This is a genomic window from Streptomyces sp. NBC_01454, assembly GCF_036227565.1.
Taxonomy (GTDB): domain Bacteria; phylum Actinomycetota; class Actinomycetes; order Streptomycetales; family Streptomycetaceae; genus Streptomyces.
Genome location: NZ_CP109460.1, coordinates 5,489,033 through 5,509,749, shown reverse-complemented (window position 1 = coordinate 5,509,749; position 20,717 = coordinate 5,489,033). Strand labels below are relative to the sequence as shown.

The 20,717-nt window shown below is 73.5% G+C and carries 14 protein-coding genes, 1 tRNA gene and 1 pseudogene; 7 read left to right on the top strand and 9 right to left on the bottom strand.

Features of this window, described 5'->3' with window-relative positions; all coding sequences use genetic code 11:
• Positions 1 to 50: 50 nt before the first annotated feature.
• The 3 genes and pseudogenes from OIU81_RS24475 (at position 51) to OIU81_RS24465 (ending at position 7,344) form a co-directional block, all read left to right on the top strand.
• Positions 51 to 3,469: pseudogene (locus OIU81_RS24475) on the top strand (FtsX-like permease family protein).
• Positions 3,470 to 3,520: 51 nt separating this feature from the next.
• Positions 3,521 to 6,244 (top strand): FtsX-like permease family protein, encoded by a 2,724-nt coding sequence (locus OIU81_RS24470; protein WP_329151299.1) that lies wholly within the window; start codon positions 3,521 to 3,523, stop codon positions 6,242 to 6,244.
• On the top strand, positions 6,241 to 7,344 hold the full coding sequence (locus OIU81_RS24465; protein WP_329151298.1) for an ABC transporter ATP-binding protein: 1,104 nt from the start codon (positions 6,241 to 6,243) through the stop codon (positions 7,342 to 7,344). Before OIU81_RS24470 ends, OIU81_RS24465 begins: the two co-directional genes overlap by 4 nt.
• A gap of 65 nt (positions 7,345 to 7,409) precedes the next feature.
• Here OIU81_RS24465 and OIU81_RS24460 read toward each other — a convergent pair whose 3' ends face one another.
• From OIU81_RS24460 to OIU81_RS24430, 7 genes are all read right to left on the bottom strand, one after another.
• Positions 7,410 to 8,135, bottom strand: coding sequence for a hypothetical protein (locus OIU81_RS24460; protein ID WP_329151297.1), 726 nt, complete (start codon positions 8,133 to 8,135; stop codon positions 7,410 to 7,412).
• Complete coding sequence (locus OIU81_RS24455; protein WP_329151296.1) at positions 8,132 to 8,566, bottom strand: acyl-CoA thioesterase; 435 nt, start codon at positions 8,564 to 8,566, stop codon at positions 8,132 to 8,134. The genes OIU81_RS24460 and OIU81_RS24455 overlap by 4 nt, the downstream gene beginning before the upstream one ends.
• A 5-nt stretch (positions 8,567 to 8,571) precedes the next feature.
• Positions 8,572 to 10,236, bottom strand: coding sequence for an energy-dependent translational throttle protein EttA (gene ettA / locus OIU81_RS24450; protein WP_329151295.1), 1,665 nt, complete (start codon positions 10,234 to 10,236; stop codon positions 8,572 to 8,574).
• A gap of 515 nt (positions 10,237 to 10,751) precedes the next feature.
• On the bottom strand, positions 10,752 to 12,149 hold the full coding sequence (locus tag OIU81_RS24445; RefSeq protein ID WP_329151294.1) for an LAETG motif-containing sortase-dependent surface protein: 1,398 nt from the start codon (positions 12,147 to 12,149) through the stop codon (positions 10,752 to 10,754).
• Positions 12,150 to 12,374: 225 nt separating this feature from the next.
• Entirely contained in the window at positions 12,375 to 13,007 is a 633-nt protein-coding gene (locus OIU81_RS24440; RefSeq protein ID WP_329151293.1) for a single-stranded DNA-binding protein, read from the bottom strand.
• A gap of 159 nt (positions 13,008 to 13,166) precedes the next feature.
• Positions 13,167 to 15,095: a YfjP family GTPase gene (locus OIU81_RS24435; protein ID WP_329151292.1), complete on the bottom strand. Its 1,929-nt coding sequence runs from the start codon at positions 15,093 to 15,095 to the stop codon at positions 13,167 to 13,169.
• A 485-nt stretch (positions 15,096 to 15,580) separates the two neighbouring features.
• On the bottom strand, positions 15,581 to 17,548 hold the full coding sequence (locus OIU81_RS24430; RefSeq protein ID WP_329151291.1) for a GTPase domain-containing protein: 1,968 nt from the start codon (positions 17,546 to 17,548) through the stop codon (positions 15,581 to 15,583).
• Positions 17,549 to 17,850: 302 nt separating this feature from the next.
• Between OIU81_RS24430 and OIU81_RS24425 the strand changes: the two genes are divergently transcribed.
• Both OIU81_RS24425 and OIU81_RS24420 read left to right on the top strand, forming a co-directional pair.
• Positions 17,851 to 17,923: transfer RNA gene (locus OIU81_RS24425), tRNA-Arg, on the top strand.
• 113 nt (positions 17,924 to 18,036) lie between these two features.
• Entirely contained in the window at positions 18,037 to 19,008 is a 972-nt protein-coding gene (locus OIU81_RS24420; protein WP_329331162.1) for a tyrosine-type recombinase/integrase, read from the top strand.
• Positions 19,009 to 19,049: 41 nt separating this feature from the next.
• Here OIU81_RS24420 and OIU81_RS24415 read toward each other — a convergent pair whose 3' ends face one another.
• Complete coding sequence (locus OIU81_RS24415; RefSeq protein WP_329151289.1) at positions 19,050 to 19,238, bottom strand: hypothetical protein; 189 nt, start codon at positions 19,236 to 19,238, stop codon at positions 19,050 to 19,052.
• A gap of 168 nt (positions 19,239 to 19,406) precedes the next feature.
• A complete protein-coding gene (locus OIU81_RS24410) occupies positions 19,407 to 19,799 on the bottom strand; it encodes a hypothetical protein (protein ID WP_329151288.1) in 393 nt (130 codons plus the stop codon).
• A gap of 58 nt (positions 19,800 to 19,857) precedes the next feature.
• Between OIU81_RS24410 and OIU81_RS42390 the strand changes: the two genes are divergently transcribed.
• Both OIU81_RS42390 and OIU81_RS24405 read left to right on the top strand, forming a co-directional pair.
• Complete coding sequence (locus tag OIU81_RS42390) at positions 19,858 to 20,421, top strand: helix-turn-helix domain-containing protein (protein WP_443074035.1); 564 nt, start codon at positions 19,858 to 19,860, stop codon at positions 20,419 to 20,421.
• Positions 20,324 to 20,659 carry a hypothetical protein gene (locus tag OIU81_RS24405; protein WP_329151287.1) on the top strand — a complete coding sequence of 112 codons (336 nt, stop codon included), beginning with the start codon at positions 20,324 to 20,326 and terminating at the stop codon, positions 20,657 to 20,659. The genes OIU81_RS42390 and OIU81_RS24405 overlap by 98 nt, the downstream gene beginning before the upstream one ends.
• Positions 20,660 to 20,717 lie beyond the last annotated feature (58 nt).

The window sequence follows — 20,717 nt, the reverse complement described above, 5'->3', positions numbered from 1 at the left end:
CTGACACCATTCGTTCCTCTGTGTGGTGCTGAGCGCGGCAAGGGGGGACCGTGTCCGGCTTTGTCTTTCTGCGGGTGCGGGCGCACCGTCTTCTGCTGACCGCTGCCCTGCTGTCGGTGCTGCTCACCACCACCGTGCTCACGACACTGGCCGCCTTCTCCGGCGCGGTCGGGGACGCGGGGCTGCGCCAGGCCCTGCGGACCCGCGCCGCCCCGGCCGCCGCACTCCAGGTGACGGCCCAACTTCCCGCCGCGCAAAGGCAATCGGCGGACCGGGCGGTCGTCCGGGGCGCCCGGCGGACCTTCGACGGGCTGCCGTTCACGGTCCGCACCCTGGTCCGCTCCGGGCCCTACGCCCTGCCCCGCTCGCTCCGGCCCGCGCAGGCGCGCACACCGGATCCGGACCTCACCCAGCTCGCCGCCCTGGACCGCTCCCGGCTCACCCTCACCGCCGGGCACTGGCCGACAGCGGTCCGGCGGGCCCGCTGGCCGTCGCGGTGCCGGCCGCCGCGGCCGCCCGGCTGGGGATCGCGCCCGGCCGGCGGCTCACCCTCGACAACCGGCTGTCCGGCCCCGCCCACCTGCCGGTCGAGGTCACCGGCGTCTACCGGCCCACCGACCGCACCGACCCGTACTGGAAGCTCGACGAGCTCGGCGGGCGCGGGGTGCGCACCGCGGGATTCACCACCTACGGGCCGCTGTACACCGACCCGGCGGCATTCCGCGGCGGGGCGGCCCCGGGCGGCGGGGTGTCCCAGGACGCGGTGGGCTGGCTCGCCATCGCCGACTTCCGCCCGCTGACCGCCGACCGGCTGCCCGCACTGAGCGGCGCCGCCACGGCGGCACCCAAGGCGCTGATGGCCGATCCGGTGTTCGCGGGCCGGGCCACCGCCGCCACCGATCTTCCCGCCGCACTGGGGCAGTTGCGGCGGGCGCTGCTGGTGAACCGCTCGACGATCCTGATCGTCGCGCTGCAGCTGATCCTGCTGGCCGGCTGCGCGCTGCTGCTGGTCGCCCGGATGCTGAGCACCGAACGGTCCGGTGAGACGGCGCTGTTGCGGGCCCGCGGCGGATCCCGGCGGCGGATCGCCGGGCTGGCCCTGACCGAGTCGCTGCTGCTGGCCGCCCCGGCCGCGGTCGGCGCGCCGCTGCTCACCGGCCCGCTGCTGCGTCTGCTGGCCGGCCACGGCGCGCCGGCCCGGACCGGACTGCTGCTGGACACCGCGCTCACCGCCACGACCTGGCTGACCGGCATCGCCGTGGCGCTGGGCTGCGCCCTCGCGGTCGCCGCACCGGCACTGCTGCGCACCGGGCCCAGCGGCCCGCACACCCGCCGGGCGCGGACGCTGCCCGGTGCGGCAGGGGTCTCCGCGGCGCGAACGGAGTGGCGTACCTGGGGACGAACGGGCGCGGACATCGGGCTGCTGGTGATCGCCGGTGTCGCCTCCTGGCAGCTCCAGCGGCAGGGGGCGGACGGCGCGGGGAGCGGGGTCCTGACCGGCGACACCACCGGCCGGCTCGGCATCGATCCGGTGCTGGTGGCCGCCCCGGCGCTGGCGCTGCTCGCGGGGACGGTGCTGACCCTGCGGCTGCTGCCGCTCGCCGCGCGGATCGCCGAACGGGGCGCGGCCCGCGGCCGGGGGCTCGCCGCGGCGCTGGCCGGCTGGCAGATCAGCCGCCGCCCGCAGCGTGGCGCCGGCCCCGTGCTGCTGCTGGTGCTGGCCACCGCCCTGGGCATGCTGGCGATCGGCCAGGGCGCGTCCTGGCACCGTTCGCAGGACGACCAGGCCGACTTCCGCGCGGCCGCACCGGTACGCGTCCTGGCGAGCCGGATACCGCCGTGGGGCCAGGACGGGGCGTACGCGGACGTCCCCGGGGTGGCCGCGGCGCTGCCCGCCGGGCTGACGGGGCTCGATCTGCCGGACGGCAAGAACTCCTCGCTGCTCGCCCTGGACGCCCGGCGGTCGGCGGGCGCGCTGCTGCTGCGCGGCGATCTGGTGGGCGGCGCCGCGGGCGATCCGGCGGGCGCGGCGGCGGACCGGCTGCTGCACGCGGTGGCCCCACGCGGCGGGCCCCCGGCGGGCGTGGAACTGCCCCCGCACACCGACCGGTTACGGCTGACCGCGACCCTGCGCTCGCTGCGGACGCTGCCGCTCCCCCAGCAGCCGCCGATGCCCGGCGCAAAAGCGGACCCGCAGGACACCGGCCCGGTGCCCGCGGCTCTCTCCGTCCTCCTCACCGACCGCCACGGCGTCCCGTGCTCCCTCCCGCTCGGCTCGCTCGCGGCCGACGGCCGGCCGCACACCCTCACCGCGGACCTCACCGCCGCCCCCGGTGCCGCCGCGGGCCGCCCGGCCGGTCCGCTGCGGCTGACCGGCCTGGTCGCCGGCCTGGACCAGCCGCCGGTCCCGCACCGCCAGCAACTCACCGTCACCGCCGCCGAGACCACCGCCGGCGCCGGCCCGCCCCGGCCCCTCACCGCCCCCGCCGCCCTCCGCTGGCAGCCGAAGATCACCGACACCAGCCGCTCCGTGGGCGAGGCGTTCGGCCCCCGGGCCGGCCGGGCCGAAGTCCCCCGCGGCGGACTGCTGTCCCAGACCTACGACACCGGCGCCCGGCTGGATCCGTACGGTGCCTGGGTGACCACGGTGCGGATCACCGCCGCACATGCCGCGCGGCCGCCGCTCGCCGCCGTCGCCACCGGGGCGTTCCTGCGCACCAGCGGATCGAAGGTCGGCTCCGTCGTCGAGGTACCGGTCAACGGACAGCCGCTGAAGGCACGGATCGTCCGGGCGGTCCGCGCGCTGCCGGGACCGGCCGACACACCGGCCTCCGGCGGACTGCTGGCCGACCTCGGCGCCGTCAACGAGGCGCTGTCCGACCGCGGCGCCCCGCCGCTGACCGCCACCGAGTGGTGGCTGCGCCCCGAGCCGGGCGCGACGGCCCGGGTCGCCGGGGCGCTGCGGGCCCGCCCGGACACCGACCCGGACCAGGTCCTGGTCCGCGACGAGATCGCCGGGCAGCTGCACGGCGATCCGCTGGGGCTCGGCCCGCAGACCGCGCTGGGTGCGGCCGCCGCGGTCGCCGTCGCGCTGGCGGCGGTCGGCTTCGGGGTCGGCGCCGCCGCCTCGATCCGCGAACGGACCAGGGAATTCGCGGTGTTGCGTGCCGTGGGCGCGCCGCGCGGGCAGCCGGCCCGGATGATCGCCGCCGAGCAGGGCGTCCTGATCGCGCTGGCCCTGGGCGTCGGCGCGACGCTGGGCACGGCGCTGACCCGGGCGGTCGTGCCGCTGGTCGTGCTCACCGAGCAGGCGGGCCGTCCGGTGCCGCCGGTGCTGGTGGAGCTGCCGGCCGGCCCCGTGATGACGCTGCTGGCGGCGGTCGCGGCGGTGCCGCTGCTGGTCGTCGCGGCCCTCGGGCTGCACCCCGGCGACCCGGTGCAGGCCCTGCGCAGCCAAGGAGCACGCTGAGATGACCCGGCACCCCGTGGACCCGGCCCCCACCGGACGAGGTGAGCGCCGGTGAACACCCCGTCCCGCACGAACTGGTGGCGCGCCCGGCTGCGCGCCTCGCGCACCGCGGCACTGACGCTGGGCGCGCTCGTCCTGGTCACGGCGTTCCTGGCGGCGGCGTTCCCGCGCGCGAGGGAGGCGTACGAGACCGACGGGGTGCGCCATGCGCTCGGTTCGGTGCCGCCCGCCCAGCGGACGATGGACATCACCGTCTCGCGCGCGGACCTGACCGGCGGCGACCCCGCGGCCGCCTACGCCGCGCCGGAGCTGGCCCGCCAGGACCGCGCGATCCGGGGGCAGTTCGCCGCGCCGCTGCGGATCGACGGAAACGAGGCCGTGTACGGCGTCCGCACCACCAAGGCGCCGGCCGCCCGGGACGCCTGGCTGCCCCGGCCGGACGGTCTCACCCCCCTCCTCTCCCTGTACGCGGCCTCCGGCCTGGACCGGCACGCCACCGTCACCCGGGGGCGGCTGCCGCATGCCGCGCGGCCGGGGGCGCGCACCCTGGAGGCGGCGGTCACCGTCGCCACCGCCCGCACCCTCCGGCTGCACCCGGGCAGTCGGCTGCATCTGGAGGGGCTGACGGTCCGGATCTGCGGCCTGCTCGCCCCGCGTGCCCCGCAGGGCGCGTACTGGGCGGTGGACCCGCTGATGGCCACCGCCCGCCAGGACGTGTCGGCGGGCCCGCCGCCGCAGAGGTACTGGCGGGCCGGTCTGCTGCTGTCGCCGCAGGACGGCCCGGCGCTGCCGGCCGCCGCCGAGCCGGAGAAGTTCTGGCGCTACCCCCTCGACACCGGTGCGCTGACCGGCCGGGACGCCCCGCTGCTGCGGGAGCGGGTGGTCTCCCTCGAACACGGCGCGGCGCTCGCCCGGTTGCGTACGGTCGCGGGCGCCGGCGCACTGGCCGACAGCGCGGTGGACGGGCTGCTGGACTCTTTCGCCCGGACGCGGGCGGCGATCGCGCCGGTCGTCGCGGTGGCCGCGTTCGGGATCGGCACCGTGGCGTCGGTGGTGCTACTGATGACCGCCGGACTGGCCGCGGCCCGACGGCACGCCGAGCTGGCCCTGCTGCGGGCCCGCGGCGCCTCACTGGCCGGGCTGACCGGGCAACTGGCGGCGGAGACCGCGACGGTGGCGCTGCCCGCGGCCGCTGCCGGCGGCGCCCTGGCGCTGCTGGTGCCCGGTGAGCGGGTACTGCCCTCGCTGCTGGCGGCGGCCGGGACCGGGCTGCTGGGCACGCTCGCCCTGCCGCTGCGGGCCGCCGCCGCCCACCGCCGGCCCCGTCCCGCCGAGCGCGGCGACCTGGTACGGGCCCGCCCCTCCCGGCGCCGCACGGTCGCCGAACTGACCCTGCTGGTACTGGCGGTGGGCGCGGTACTCGCCCTGCGCCGCCGCGCTACGGCGGCCGGCGGGGTGGACGCCCTGGTCAGCGCGGCCCCGGTGCTGCTCGCAGGGATCGCCGCGCTGGTCCTGATGCGGCTGTATCCCCTCCCGCTGCGGCTGGCCGCCCGGCCCGCCGCCCGGAGGGCCGGGCTGACCGGGTTCCTGTCGCTGGCCCGCGCCGGCCGCGCCCCGGCCACCGCCCAACTCCCCCTGCTGGCCCTGGTGGTGGCGCTGACCACGGCCTCCTTCGGGGGCTCGGTGCTCGCCGGGGTCGCCACGGCACGCGACCACGCGGCGCTGACCGCGGTCGGCGCCGAGGCCCGGATAGCCGCCGGCCGTGCCCTCCCCGAGGCGCTGCGGCGCGCGGTCGCCAGGGTGCCGGGCGTCACGGAGGCCGTACCGGTGCGGATCGGCATCCAGGCCGCCGACGACGACGGGCCGCCGCTCTACCTGGTCATCGCCGACGCCGAGGCCTACTCCCGGCTCGCCCGCGCCACCGGCCTGGGCCCGTTCGACGCGCGGGAACTGGCCGACCCGGGCGGCGACCGGCCGCTGCCCGCGCTGGTCTCACCCAGCTTCGTGACCCGCTTCGGGCGCGCCCCGATGGCCCTGCAGCCGGAGTTCGGCCAGCTGGTGATCCGTCCACGGGCCGTCCGCGCCGACACTCCCGCGCAGCCCGGCGGCGACTTCGTCGTCCTCAACTCCCGGAGCGTGGCCCGGCTGCACCCGGACACCTACGCCGACCCCGCCAACGGCCCCTCCCTCCTGCTGCTGTCCGGCCACGCCCTCGACGCCGGGGCGCTGCGCACCGCCCTCCGTACCCACACCCCGCCGTCGCAGCCCGCCCGGCTGACCCTGCGCTCCGCCGCACGCGCCGCACTGGCCGACTCGCCCCTCCAGCAGGGCGCGGAGCGCCTCTACACCGCCGCCGTCGCGGCCGGTGCCGGCTTCGCCCTGCTCGCCCTGCTCCTGTCCCTCCTCCAGGACGCGCCGCAGCGCACCCAACTCCTGGCCAGGCTGCGCACGATGGGCCTGACACCGGCCCAGGGGCGGCGGCTGATGGTTCTGGAGGCGCTGCCGCAGGCGCTGCTCGCGGCCCTGGGGGGCCTGCTGTCCGGCGCCGCGGCGGTCCGGCTGCTGGGCCCGGGGACGGACCTCACCCCGCTCGCCCTCCCCGGCGCCCCGGGAGGCGGCGCACGGGACACCGTACGACTGCCCGTCGATGCCGCGTCCCTGCTGCTGCCGTCGGCGGGCGTGCTCGCCCTGGCCCTGGCGGTGGTCCTGGCGCAGACCTGGCGGAGCGGACGGCGCCGCGAGAGCACCGAGTTGAGAGCGGGGGACCCCCGATGACCACACCGCCCGACGACACGACCGACGGCACCGCACCACCGGCGGCGCACGGCCCGGGGGCGGCCCCGCCCGCCCGGCCGCGCGCCGCCGCGCCCGCCGGCCTGGCCGAGCTGGAGCGACGGGCGGCCTCCCGGCACGGCCGGCCCGCCTACGGGCATGACGCACTGATCGCCTGCGACCGGCTGGTACGGGTCTTCAGCACCGACGGGGTCGAGGTGCAGGCCCTGCAAGGGCTGGATCTGCTGGTCGCCGAGGGTGAGTTGATGGCGCTGGTCGGGGCGTCCGGCAGCGGCAAGTCGACCTTGATGAACATCCTGGCGGGCCTGGACGTGCCGACCGCGGGCGCCGCCACGGTCGCCGGCCGCGATCTGCTGACGATGGACGCCCGGGCCCGGCTCGGCTACCGCCGTGACGTCGTCGGCTTCGTCTGGCAGCAGACCGCCCGTAACCTCCTGCCGTATCTGACGGCCCTGCAGAACGTCATGCTGCCGATGCAGCTGCGTGGCGGCCGCCGGCGGGCGGCCCGGACGAAGGCGGCCGGGGAGCTGCTGTCGATGCTCGCCCTCGACCACTGCCGCGACCGCCGTCCGCACCAGCTCTCCGGCGGCGAACAGCAGCGCACCGCGATCGCGGTGGCACTGGCCAACACCCCGTCCGTGCTGCTGGCCGACGAGCCGACCGGCGAACTGGACTCGCACACCGCCGAGCAGGTCTTCACGGCCTTCCGTACCGCCAACGAGGAGCTGGGCACCACGATCGTGATCGTCACCCATGACCAGGCGGTGGCGAGCGAGGTACGGCGCACGGTCGCGATCCGCGACGGCCGGACGTCCTCGGAGGTCCTGCGGCGCACCGAACGGGACGCCACGACCGGCCGGGAATCCCTGGTGGCCCGCGAGTACGCGATGCTCGACCGCGCGGGCCGGCTGCAGTTGCCGGCCGAGTACACCCACAGCCTGGGGATGGAACACCGCGTCCTGCTGGAGCTGGAGAGCGACCACATCGGGGTCTGGCCCGACCACACCGCGGACGCGGCGGCCCGGGCACAGGAGAAGGACCGGGGCGAAGACGGGGGTGGGGCCGGGGACGAAACTGGCTAGCTCCGCCTTACCTCGCCCTCACCTCGCGTGCCCTGTCCGGACACCCGGGGCGGCGGCCGCCTCCCTCAGACCGGCGTGACCGTGAGCCCCGACAGCCCCGTCGACCCCGCCGGGCCCCCGGTCCGTACGGCGACCGACCCGTAGGGGGTGCTCAGCCGCAGCCAGCCGCCCGCGGACAGCAGACTCAGCGGCTGGGGACGGGAGGCAGGGGCGTCGGCGGAGGTGCCGCCGCCCACCAGCGCACCGGCCCGGGCCGGCCGCAGAAAGCCCAGCGACTGCGCGGCATGGGCGGCGCGCAGCGGAAGGTGGGTGTCGCCGAGGGTGCGCGACCAGATCTCCCGGCCGATCCGGTCCCGTTCGGCACGGGTGCGGTGCTGCGGCTCCAGTGCCTCGTCCCGGGACCGGAATTCGGCGACCGCGGCGGCCACCGCGCGCACCAGCGCCTCGGGCGCGGGCAGCCCCGGCACCCGCTGCCAGCCGCCGCGCGGCGGCAGCACCCCGGTCCACGGCGGGCCGGTCACCGCGGCGGGCACGGTCACCGCGTCCGACGGCTCCTCGATGCCGTCGAGGAGTTCACCGGCCGAGACGGTGCTGTCGAGGGTGGCGTCCCCGGCGAGCCGGGCGGTGCGGATGGCCAGCACCTCGAAGGACGGCGGGCGGCCGAAGACGGCGAGCACCCCGCCGCCGGCCTGGAGCCGTACCGCGGCGGCTTTGTCGTAGTGGATCAGCCGGGCCAGGAAGGCGGCGAGATCCGCCGCCTCCCCGGCGTCGGCGAGGTGGAGCACCGTCATACCGCGACGGCCCCCCGCTGGTGCGAGGCGTCGTCCAGATACTCCTTGAGGATCGACTTCTCCTCCGCGGTGAGGCGGCGGGGACGCTCCTCGGTGAAGTTGTACGGGACGACGACGGTCGAGGCGCGCAGATAGAGGGTGTCCTCGTCCTTGACCTCGTAGCCGACCGTCATCGACGCGGCGCTGATCTTCGTCACCCACAACTCGACGGTCACCGGGGCGTGCCGGTGGACCAGCGGGCGCACATAGTCGATCTCGTGCCGGGCGACGACCGAGCCGCCCGTGAACGACGGGCTGCCGTCCCCCGGCGCCAGCCGGCGCATGAAGTCGATCCGCGCCTCTTCGAGGTAGCGGACGAACACCGCGTTGTTGACATGGCCGAACGCGTCCATGTCCGACCAGCGCAGGGGGCAGGAGTAGAGGTGTCGCACGCCGGTCAGCCCCGGGTGAGCTTCTTGTACGTGGCGCGGTGCGGACGGGCCGCGTCCGCACCGAGGCGCTCGACCTTGTTCTTCTCGTAGGACTCGAAGTTGCCCTCGAACCAGAACCACTTGGATTCGCCCTCGTACGCCAGGATGTGCGTGGCGACGCGGTCGAGGAACCAGCGGTCGTGGGAGACGACCACGGCGCAGCCCGGGAACTCCAGGAGCGCGTTCTCCAGCGAGGACAGGGTCTCGACGTCGAGGTCGTTGGTCGGCTCGTCGAGGAGCAGGAGGTTGCCGCCCTGCTTGAGGGTGAGCGCCAGGTTGAGGCGGTTGCGCTCACCGCCGGAGAGCACCCCGGCCGGCTTCTGCTGGTCCGGGCCCTTGAAGCCGAACGCGCTCACGTAGGCGCGCGAGGGCATCTCGACCTGGCCGACGTTGATGTAGTCCAGCTCGTCGGAGACCACGGCCCACAGGGTCTTCTTGGGGTCGATGTTCTCGCGGCTCTGGTCGACGTAGGAGATCTTGACGGTCTCGCCGACCTTGATGTCGCCGGAGTCCGGGGTCTCCAGGCCCTGGAGCATCTTGAACAGCGTGGTCTTGCCGGCGCCGTTCGGGCCGATGACACCGACGATGCCGTTACGGGGCAGGGTGAAGCTCAGGTCGTCGATCAGGACCTTCTCGCCGAAGGCCTTGTTGAGCTTGTCGACCTCGACGACGACACTGCCCAGGCGCGGGCCCGGCGGGATCTGGATCTCCTCGAAGTCCAGCTTCCGCATCTTGTCGGCCTCGGCGGCCATTTCCTCGTAACGGGCCAGTCGCGACTTGGACTTGGCCTGCCGCCCCTTGGCGTTGGAGCGCACCCACTCCAGCTCTTCCTTGAGGCGCTTGGCGCGCTTGGCGTCCTTCTGCCCCTCGACCTTGAGACGGGTCTGCTTGGTCTCCAGGTACTTGGAGTAGTTGCCCTCGTAGCCGTGCAGGCGGCCGCGGTCGACCTCGCAGATCCACTGGGCGACGTGGTCGAGGAAGTACCGGTCGTGGGTGACGGCGACGACGGTGCCGGGGTACTTCGCGAGGTGCTGCTCCAGCCACTGCACGGACTCGGCGTCCAGGTGGTTGGTGGGCTCGTCGAGGAGCAGCAGGTCGGGGGCCTCCAGCAGCAACTTGCACAGCGCGACGCGGCGGCGCTCACCACCGGAGAGGGTGGTGACCGGCCAGTCGCCGGGCGGGCAGCCCAGCGCGTCCATGGCCTGCTCCAGCTGGGTGTCCAGGTCCCACGCGTTGGCGTGGTCGAGGTCCTCCTGGAGCTTGCCCATCTCCTCCATCAGCGCGTCGGAGTAGTCGGTCGCCATGAGCTCGGCGACCTCGTTGAAGCGGTGGAGCTTGCCCATGATCTCGGCGGCGCCGTCCTGCACGTTCTGCAGCACCGTCTTGGACTCGTCCAGCGGCGGCTCCTGCAGGAGCATGCCGACGGTGTAGCCCGGGGAGATGAACGCATCACCGTTCGACGGCTGCTCAAGACCGGCCATGATCTTCAGCACCGTGGACTTACCGGCGCCGTTGGGACCCACGACACCGATCTTTGCGCCGGGCAGGAAGCTCAGCGTCACGTCATCGAGGATGACCTTGTCGCCGTGCGCCTTGCGCGCCTTGCGCATCGTGTAGATGTACTCAGCCAAGAGAAACCGTCCGGCAGATTGGATCGATCAGGGTCTGTGCGGCACCGCCCCGGGCCGTCGTACGCCGTGACCGGGGGAGGGCAGATACACCCCATCTTGCCGTACGCCTGTGCTCTGGCGGAAACGAGTAGGTCAGAGCGCCCCTGCTCAGCCCTGACCCGCCACGCCCCGGTGTCCCCCGGTCGCTCTCCGTCAGCCCCGCGCACCCTCGCACGGGGCGCGCGCCGCGCAGGTTGCCGGGGCGGCGGGCGTGGGCGTGCGCCGGGGCAGATGCCGACGCGGCGGGCCGCGCCGGGCCCGCCCTCCCGAAGCGGTACGGGCTGAGCCGGCCATGACGGCGTTCCCCCTCGGGACCGGTCGTGGCGGGGTCACACCCCGGGAGACGGTGGCGCGGACGCCGAAGGCCCCGGAGCGCTGCTGCGCTCCGGGGCCTTGAGGTACTCGACCGGCTACCGCCCGCTCACCGGTGGGTCACCGGGCGGTCGCCGGCCGCGACCGGGCGCCGGGTGCCGGTGTCACGCGGCGGGGGTACCGGCCTTCTTCTTGCGGAGGAAGAACACCGCGCCGCCGCCGACCACGACCAGGAGGACCGCGACGCCCGCGATCATCGGGGTGGCGCTGCTGGAGCCGGTCTCGGCGAGGTCGCCGCCCTTGTCACCGCCGGTGCTGCCGCCGACCGAGGCCGGGCTGGGCTGCGAGGAGGGCTTGCCGCCGCCGCTGCCGGCGGTCTTGCAGTCCAGGACCCCGGAGAAGGACTTCTTGAAGCCGCCCGCACCCGTGATCGTGATGTTGTACGGCTGGTCCTCGCCCACCGGAACGGTCACGGTCTGCGACTTGCCCGGGGCGACCTCGTAGGTCTTGCCGGAGAGCTGGAAGCGGAACGCCTCATCGCCCTTGTTGGTGGCAGTGACGTCCACGCCGCCCTTGGCGCAGTTCTTCTCGGCGGTGATCGCCGGGATGGCGCCCTGCTTCTTCCAGGAGGCCGAGGCGGCCGCGGAGACCGTGGACTCGCTGGAGCCGGCCAGGATCTGGGTCTGGCTCTTGGCGTGCTCACCGATGCCGGTGAAGGCACGGCCGACCGGGACCTTGGTGGCGGCCTGCGCGGTCAGCGAAGTGCTGCCGTCCGCGGCGCCCTTGGGCACGTCGAAGAACAGCTGAGTGCCGTCGGTGGCGCTGGTGACCGGCTTGCCGTCCTTGCCGACGACCTTGACACCGGCAGGCGCACCGGCCGCCGGGGCGATCGTGACGCTGTCGGCGTTGGTGTGCACGGTGACCGGACCGAGCTTGCCGCCGGACTTACCGGAGACCGCCGGGGGGTCCAGGGTCAGCGACGCCTTGGGCTCACCGACGTTCTGCGCGCTCTTCTCGAGGTAGTCGGCGAGCTTCTCGGCCGCCGGGTCGACCGCGTCCACCTTGACGTGGTCGGAGAAGCGCCAGATCGCGACCTGGGTGCCGGCCGCTGCGGTCTTCTCGGTGAGGTTGCCGGCGCCGGCCTTGGAGGCGAGCGTGGCCAGGTCGTTCACCTGGGGGTACGAGTTCTGCAGGATCCAGCGGATCTTGCCCGCGTCCCCGTTGTTGTGCAGCGACGAGGCGCTCCAGGGCACTTCCTGGTACTTCGCCTGCTGCTGCGTCGGGTTGTGGATGTCGATGCAGTACGTCTGGAGCGTACCGCCGTTGTCGACCGCCATCTCGAAGAGGCCGGCGCCGACGCGCTGGTCCCCTCCCGCGTTGTGCACGATCGCCTGGTCAAAGGTCTTCAGCCCGCCGAGCGTGGCGGTGGCACCCCCATGCGCGGGGGTCGTCTCGTCCGCCGCGGCAGTGCCCGCGGTGGCTATCGCACCCGCCGCGACCAGGCCCGAGGCCACGACCGCGGCGGCAAGGCGGGCTGCGCCCCGCCTCTTTATGGAAAGCATGAAATTCCCCTCTGGGCGAGGCGGTCGAGTGGGAGAGGATGCCTCGCCGGAAAGATCCAAAGGACTCAGCAACCGAACACGTCAGCCCCCGTGAGTTCTTGTCGGATCTTATGGAGCAGGTGCACCAGGGTCCCCAGTAATGGCGTCCCATAAGCGATCCGAATCGCAATCGTTACCGACAACAGGCACCCTGACCTGGCATTATCGACAAATCGTCAGGACTTTTCAGGACACTGCCACCTTCTCGGGCGAATCGACGCCGTCCGAGACCGGCGGAACGGAAGGCTCCGGCGGCCCAAGACCCGCCGCACCATTGGAGCTTGTCGAGGATTCAGGTGATGCAGCGGGTTCAGCCGCCGGGGGCGCCTTGGCAGACGTCTGCCCGGCGGAGGGCAACGCCCCGCCCCGGTCCTCCTGTTGTGGCAGTGGTGCGGGCTCGGGTGAGGTCGAGGACGGCGCGGCGGCATCCGATCCGGTCCGCGCCGGTCGCGTGCCTCTCCGGAACGCGGCGGTGCCACGCGTGAGATCGTGGCCGATCGCCACGGCGTCCACCTCTGCCGCGAACCATCGCTGCCCGCCCCGCTCGGGGGACTGCTCCCCTTCCCGCAGCCGCAAGCGCCCCTGAACGATGAGTGGTTCCCCCACCGCCACCGACGCCGCGACATTGTCGGCGAGCCCGCGCCAGGACCGGACCGTATAGAAACTCGTCTCGCCGTCGGTCCAGCGCTCCAGCCCCTTGTCCCACCGCCGGGACGTGGCCGCCAGCCGGAACCTCGCCACCGTCGCGCCCGCCGTCGTCTGCCGGTGCTCCACCGCCGTCGCGGCATTCCCCACCAGCGTCACCATCGTGTCGTTCACGGAACACGCCTCCCCCGTGTCGTGCGCGGGCCCTCGTCCTGTGCCGCGCGCTGCGTGGATTTCATGCTGCACGGGTTCGGCGGCCGCCGCGCCGGCGTGTGGACGGCCGGCCGCCTGTGGACAACTCGGCCACCCGAAAGGGTCATCGCGAAGGAGCCGTCACACGCCCGACGCCACCGCGTACTGCTCCCGTACCTCGCGATAGCGCAACAGCTCCGCGGCCACCGGCTCCAGCACCCGGGCCCGGCCGCACCCCGCCGCCGCCGTCCGCAGCCGCCGCTCCGCGTCCTGCCCGTAGCGCCTCGCCGGACCGCGCGCCACCACGCGGCACAGCCAGGTCAGTGCGAGCCCGCCCATCGCGCCCAGCACCGAGGGCAACAGCCCGGAGACCCAGTCCGTCCCGTCGCCGAGACCCGTGACCACCCCCAGCAGCCACAGGACACCGACGACTTGGAGCGCGGCCAGCAGCCCCTGCAACGAGGCGGCAACCGTCCACCACCGCGGCTTCACGGCAGGCCCGCCCCGCAGCGACTCCTCCGCCTCTGCCGCCGCCTTGTCCAGCGCTTCGGGCAGTCCGTGCGCGCCCCGGTCCGCCGCCTCCCGCACCGCGTGGGCCCAGGGCGCCGGCAACCCGTGCGCCGCCTCACCGGCCACCGCCCGTACGGCGTGCTCCACCACGGGCCGCGCCGCCGCCCGGCCGTCCACCACCGGCTCCCCCGCACCACCGGCCGGGGTCCCGCCCGGCCGCACCTGCCCGGACGCACCCTGTTGCCCCATGAGGCCCTGCCGCACGCCGCCCCGCCCAGGAGCGGCCCGCCCGGAGCCGGCCCTCCCGGTACCCGTCGGCGCGGCCCCCGCCCCCGCCTGCCCCGCCTCGCCACATCCCCCGCAGGCCTGACCGCTGACGCCCCGCCCGACGCCCGGATTTCCGCGCCGCCGGGACGCTCCCACTCCGGCCGTCGCTCCCCGGGGAGCCCCCACGTCCGTCGTCGCCACCCCGGAGGCGGGCTTCACCCACCGGCTCCCCCGCCCGCCACGCCCCCGCCGCAGCCGCACTCGCGCCCACGGTGTCCCGCACGCGCGCTCCGCCTGGCGCAGCCAATCGCGTTCCGCCGCACGCCCGGTGGCCACCGCCCCCACGGCCTCGGCCAGCCGGTCATCGAACTCCGCCCGCGCCTGCTCGGTCAGCCCGACCGGGCTCTGCGCCACATACACCGACCGCAGCCGATCGGCCGCCGCGTCCACATCCGCCGCCAGCCGCCGGTCCGCCGCCCCCTGCTCCGCGACGAACTGACCCAGTGCCTCCCGTAGTTCCCCCACGCCCCTGCCGGTCGCGGCGGAGAGCGCGAGCACCGCCGCCCCGGGCTCCCCGTGCTCGCCCAGCGCCAGCCCGTCCTCGTCCAGCAACCGGCGCAGATCGTCCACCACCTGGTCGGCGGCGTCCCCCGGCAGCCGGTCCACCTGGTTGAGGACGACGAACATGACCTCGGCGTAGCCCGCCAACGGCCGCAAATACCGCTCGTGCAGCACCGCGTCGGCGTACTTCTCCGGGTCCACCACCCAGATCACCGCGTCCACCAGCTCCAGCATCCGGTCCACCTGGGCGCGGTGCTCGGTGGCCGAGGAGTCGTGGTCGGGCAGGTCGATCAGGATCAGTCCGCTCAGCTCGGAGTTGCCGTCCGCCGGGGCGTGCCGACGATGTGTGGGCACACCCAGGCGGTCCAGCAGTCCTTCCGCCCCCGGCCGGGGGCCCGGCCAGACACAGGCCACCGGCTCCGCGGTCGTCGGCCGGCGCGGCCCGACCTGCGAACGATTCGCCCCGGCCAGCGCGTTGAACAGCGACGACTTACCGCTGCCGGTCGCCCCCGCGAGGGCGACGACGGTGTGCTCACCGGACAGCCGGTACCGCGCGTCCGCCGTCTCCAGCACCCGCCCCGCCCCCTCCAGCGTCCGCCCGTCCAGCCGGCTGCGGGACAGCGCGATCAGCTCCCGCAGCGCGTCCAACCGCCCGCGCAGCCCACCCGACGTGGCCTGCCGTCCCCCGTCCGCGACCCACCGGTACCCGCTCCCGTCCGCACGCGACGGCACGGGTACCTGCCGGCAACCCGCCTCTCCACCACGGGACGCGCCCCCCGCCCGTACACCCGCCCGCCCCTGGGCTCCGGCGGCACGATCCCCGGCGGACGAGGCAACACCCGCCGCCACCGCCGACTCCACCCGCGCCCCGCTCACCCCGTCCCGCCCCCCGGGCCGAGGCACCCCGCCACCCCGCGCCCGCCGCGCGATCAACCCGTCATCCCACACCCCACCGGCCCCTGCCCCCACAACCTCCGCAGATTCCACGAGCTCCACGAGCTCCACGTGCTCTACGTGCTCCACGAGCTCCACGAGCTCCTCGGGCCCCACGTGCTCCTCGGGCCCCACGGGCGCCACCACTCCCGCGCCCTCCCCGGACGCCGTCGCCTCCACGGGCCCCTCACCCACAACAGCCGCCGCCTTCCGTCCGCTCTCCCCCTCCCCCGCCTCCTGCCCGTTCCCCGCGCTCTCCCCGGATCCCGTCACCTCGGACACGTTCACCCCGACACCCCCTCCTTCCCCATCGCCATCTCCCTGGCCATCGCCGTCTCCTCTTCTCTGCGCTGCTGTTCTCTCCGCTGCTCCCGCTGTTTCTCCCGCTGCAATACGGACAGTGCGGCGATCAGCTCCGCCTGCTGGTCCAGGGGCACCGTCAGCTGATCCAGCGGAGCCAGCCGCCGCTCCCGCTCACCGTGCAGGGCGCGCTCCAGATACGTGGCCAGCAGCCGGCTGCCCCGGTCACAGAGCCGCAGCGCACTCTGGGCCCCCAGGAGGTCGGCGAGGTTCTCGCCCGCCGTACGGGCGCGGCGGCCACCGAGCAGGGCGGTGGCCAGCAGCGCCGCCGACTCCTCCGGCTCCACGGACCCCGTGCGCTCACCGGCCTGCCCGGCCCGGGCCTCGCGCGTCTCCTCCTCGGCCAGCTCCTCCAGGCAGCGCCGCCAGCGCCGGACGATCACGCCGAGCCGTTCGCCCGCACCCGCCGCGCCCGCAGCCGTCGTCAACGCCACCTCGGACGCCGCGGCATCGCGTCGCCAGGCGTCCGCGGACCGCTCATCGGCCTCCTCCACGGCACAGGTCAGCAGCGAGGTGAGGCCATGGGTCAGGGCGTCGAGCAGCTCGTCCGACCGGCCGTCGAGCCCATGGTCACGCCAGTGGGCGCGGGCGTCCCCGGACAGCACCTCCCCGGCCGCGACCTCCTTGCGTACGCGCTCCGCGGCCCGCTCGTACGCCTCCTCGACGCGGCCGGCCAGCCGCAGCGCCGCGGCGTGCTGGGCGGCGGCGGCCCCGGCCAGCGCGGGCAGCCGGCTGCGCAGCGAGGCGATCACCCCGGTGGCCGTACGCTCCGCGGCGGCCATACGGGCGACGGGGTCCTGGGCGTGCCGCTCCAGCCAGTCCCGCAGCGCCGCGACGGCCGTGGCGGGCAGCAGCCCACGCCCGCCACCGGCCGACTCGGGCAGCTCGGGAATGGTGAACCGCGGGACATGACCGAGACCGGCCCGCTGGAGAAGTTCCGCATACCGCCCGGAGATGTCGGTGGCGATCTGGTGTGGCACCCGGTCCAGCACGGTCACCAGGGTGACGTCGTACTCCTTGGCCGTCCGCAGGAGGTGCCAGGGAACCGCATCCGCATACCGGGCGGCCGTGGTGACCAGCACCCAGACGTCCGCCGCACAGATCAGCTCCGCGGCCAGTTCCCGGTTCCGCGCGACCAGCGAGTCGATGTCCGGGGCGTCCAGCAGCGCCAGGCCACTGGGCAACGCCGGCTCCGTCTCGATCCGCACCGTGAACATCCCCGAATCGAGGGCCCCGCCCACCCCGCCATACGCCCCGTACCCCCCACCGGCAACACCCCCACCGCCCCCGTACACCTCACCCGCTTCTCTTTCCTCGGCCCGTACGCCTCTCCCCGGCTCGCCACTCGCCCCACACACGCCATCACGCCCCCCGTGAACCCCACGAGCGCCCTGCACACCGACTGCCCCGCGCCCACCCCCGGCCGTCACTCCACTCACCCCGCGGACCCCGAACTCCCCCCGTCCCAGGCCGGCACCCGCCGCGTAGTCCCCCTCCCCACCGTCGTCCTGCTCGGGCACCCACATCCGGGCGAGCTGCGGCAGGACGCGCGGCCCGGCGAACCACCGCAGATCGTCGGGATGACAGACCAGCACCGGCGTACGCGTCGTCGGCCGCAGCACCCCCGCCTCCGACACCCGCCGCCCCACCAGCGAATTCACCAGCGTGGACTTGCCCGCCCCGGTCGATCCCCCGATCACCGCGAGCAGCGGGGCCTGCGGGGAGCGCAAGCGGGGAATCACGTAGTCATCGAGCTGGGCGAGCAGCTCGGCCCGGTTGCGCCGGGCGCGGGCAGCCCCCCGAAGTGGCAGTGGAAAGCGTGCGGCGTCGACGCGGTCGCGCAGAACGGACAGTGCGTCGATCAGCCGGGGTCGTACGTCCAAGGTCGCCACATGTGCAGAATGCCCAATTTCGTTGGGTTTTTGAAGCGTATAACCCCTCGTGCGCGCCGCAAGAATGTGCACAGAACGGGATGAGTGGCGCATGAGGCGCCCGCGACGCGCGCGACGCAGGCATAACGAGTGCACAACACCCGCCGCGCGGGACGTCAAAAGCGATGCAGGATTCGTACCTGCCTGCGATTATCGGGACCGCTTCACCGAACCTCCACAACGTGCCACGGAGGTGAAGCAACCGGGACGAGGCACCCGGACCTCTATCCTTGACCGCGGTCCGTGATCCACGTCCACACCCGGCCCCCGTAGCTCAGTGGATAGAGCAGGTGCCTTCTAAGCACTTGGCCGCAGGTTCGAGTCCTGCCGGGGGCGCAAACCCCGGTTCACCAGCGGAAACGCCGATGAACCGGGATTTTGTCTTTAAGTACATCGCTCATTGACCAAGCGCCTTGACTGCCCACGATCGTGGGCAGCATGGTTCTGCCATGACAGACGCGCGGTACAACCTCGCCTCCATGGCCGCCTCATGGGTCCGCTCCTTGCGGTCCCGGAACCTCTCTGAGAACACGATCCGGATCTACGCCAACGCCGCAGCGAAGTTCGGCGAGTTCCTACTCGACGAAGAGAGCGGCTACCGGCCGCCGGTCGACGACGACGGGACCGAAGGCCGGCCGGCACCGACCGACCTCGACGAGATTCACCGCGAGCACGTCGAGGCGTACATCACAGCCACGCTCAAGCGGACGTCGGCGAGTAATGCGCATCAGCACTTCCGCAGCCTCAAGACAATGTTCAACTGGATGGTGGACGAGGAAGAGCTCGACCGGTCCCCCATGCGGACGATGAAGCCCCCGACACTGCCCGAGGCCGAGGTGCCCGTCATCAGTGACGACGCCTTGACGAAGTTGTTCAAGACGTGCAAGGGCAAGACGTACGCGGATCGCCGCGACACTGCGTTGCTGATGCTCTTCCTCGACACGGGCGTACGACTCTCGGAAGCGACGGATCGGCGCGTGTCCGATCTCGACCTCGACCTGATGGTGTTGCAGGTGCTCGGCAAGAACAACAAGGTGCGCAGTGTCCCGTTCGGCCGGGCGACCGCGACCGCCCTCGACCGGTACCTGCGGGCGGCCGCGAAGCACAAGGGGAAGCCGCTGGAAGACGACATGTGGCTCTGGTGGGGCGACCGCAACAAGGGGCAACGGATCACCATTTGGGGTGTCGGCACGATGCTCAAGCGGCGGTGCGCACAAGCCGGGATCGAGCCGCTTCACCCGCACCAATTCCGGCACACCTTCGCACATCAGTGGAAAGTCGGCGGCGGGAACGAAGACGACCTCATGCGCATCACAGGATGGAAGTCCCGACAGATGCTCTCGCGGTACGCGGCGTCGGCCGGCGCCGAGCGGGCACGGCTGGCTCACAAAAGGTTGAGCCCCGGCGACCGGCTCTCTTGAGCCGGTACCAGGGCGTCACGGGCGGCGGGCGCGGTGGGGGGTTAGGTGCTCAGCCGCTGAACTTCGAAGTCGCCGACGAGCCGTGGCACGTACAGGCAGAGCAGCGCGAGCGCCGCGGCTTCGTCGATCTGCTGTGGGTCATGTGCGAGCCGGACATGTGTACCGAAGTCCCGGTACAGCATCGGTATCCCCTCGTCGAGGTCCACCGACTCAACTCGGACATGCGTCACCTGACCCCCTTACCCGCTCGGCATCCGGACGTGCCGGATAGCACAGGCGTTCGAAACGCGCGAGGTCAGCCCACTGTACGGGTTCTGTCCCCGTGTGCGCAGGGGTAACACCTGTAGCAGTGCGTCATCTTCGATCGTGATTGTTCAGTGATAAAAGGATCTTGAGGACTACTCGCCGGTAGGCGCTGCTGACTCGACTTCCCAACGAGCAGCGACGGCGCGAGCCTTCTCGTCCGACCCGGCGGCGGGGCCGATCGCGCGCAGCAGCGTTGCCGGGGCGTCGCCGGCGAGTTCTTCGGCGGTGTAGCCGATCATCTGTAGGTGCGCAGCCGCGCCGATGACCTCGCGCGGCAGCTCAAGACCAGCCGCGAGCGCCGAGACGAGCTTCGGCGTGATGGTGTAGTTCTGCCCGCCGACGATCTTCGCGACGAGGCTCTTACCGGGGGCCCAGCCGGTTTCGGGGTCCACAGCGACCGCAGCGAACTCTCGGGTACTCCAACGCTTCCCGGTGCCGACGTGCTGCTTCACGAGTTCGGTGAGTGCGTCGCGCTGCTCGGGCATAACCTCCGCCTCTCCGAACACATAGGTCCACACCCCACGCAAGGGATGACACATAAAGATGCTGGTCGGGGAACGCCACAATGGTGCGCTCGCGTGCCATTGTCCACGATCGCGGGCGGCTCGTGGGTCACAGGTTCAACTCGGGCCGGATTCTGTCGAAATTCATAGCTGCCCACGATCGTGGACACCGTACAAGCGGTGTGCTTTAGTGGGGCTGCCCACGATCGTGGGCAGCTCGACGGAGGCGCTCATGACCCCTGCCCGACTTCACCTGACCGACAGCGAACTGCTGCGGCTGCTGATGCGCTGGGCACCCATCGGCAAGCCCCTGACCATAAGGAAACTTGCCGAGCGAGCCGGCATTTCGAAGAGCAAGATTCACGCGCTGCTGTCCGGCGAGCGCGTCACCGTCACACCCGAAATCGCACGTCGCATCTGCGGCGAGCTCAGCGTGCACGAGGGGGCTCTCTTTTTTAAGCCACTGCCCTCGCCCACGGGCGAGGGCATCGATGGAGGGGAACGGCATGAACACGAACGAGCGGTCGATGCAGATGCGGCTCGCGGCTCACAAGAGCTGGGCGGGCACGACGGATCGATCGGCCCGTACCGCCGCCGCCCGTAAGGCCAGTCACCACACGAGGTTTCTCGACAAGGCGCGCGAGATGCACCCCGGCGCGAGCGAGGCGCAGATCGAGGCGGTCGCGGAGTCGCTGCGGAAGGCGCATTACACCGAGCTCGCTCTCAAGTCGGCGCAGGCACGGCGGGCGAAGAGCGCCGCGGCGAAGGACACGAAGCGGCGTCGCACGCAGGACGAGCTCGCGCAGTACACGGCGAGCAAGAGCGAGCGCACTGCCGCCTGAGAACCCCCGACGCGGGTCGGGGCCGGCCCGGACCGGCATCCGGATCGACCCCCGTCAG

Excerpts from the sequence above, each read along its gene's own strand:
- OIU81_RS24465 (WP_329151298.1), top strand. The coding sequence starts at position 6,241 with ATGACCACACCGCCCGACGACACGACCGACGGCACCGCACCACCGGCG.
- OIU81_RS24460 (WP_329151297.1), bottom strand. The coding sequence starts at position 8,135 with ATGACGGTGCTCCACCTCGCCGACGCCGGGGAGGCGGCGGATCTCGCC.
- OIU81_RS24445 (WP_329151294.1), bottom strand. The coding sequence starts at position 12,149 with ATGCTTTCCATAAAGAGGCGGGGCGCAGCCCGCCTTGCCGCCGCGGTC.
- OIU81_RS24420 (WP_329331162.1), top strand. The coding sequence starts at position 18,037 with ATGACAGACGCGCGGTACAACCTCGCCTCCATGGCCGCCTCATGGGTC.
- OIU81_RS24410 (WP_329151288.1), bottom strand. The coding sequence starts at position 19,799 with ATGCCCGAGCAGCGCGACGCACTCACCGAACTCGTGAAGCAGCACGTC.
- OIU81_RS42390 (WP_443074035.1), top strand. The coding sequence starts at position 19,858 with ATGCTGGTCGGGGAACGCCACAATGGTGCGCTCGCGTGCCATTGTCCA.
- OIU81_RS24405 (WP_329151287.1), top strand. The coding sequence starts at position 20,324 with ATGAACACGAACGAGCGGTCGATGCAGATGCGGCTCGCGGCTCACAAG.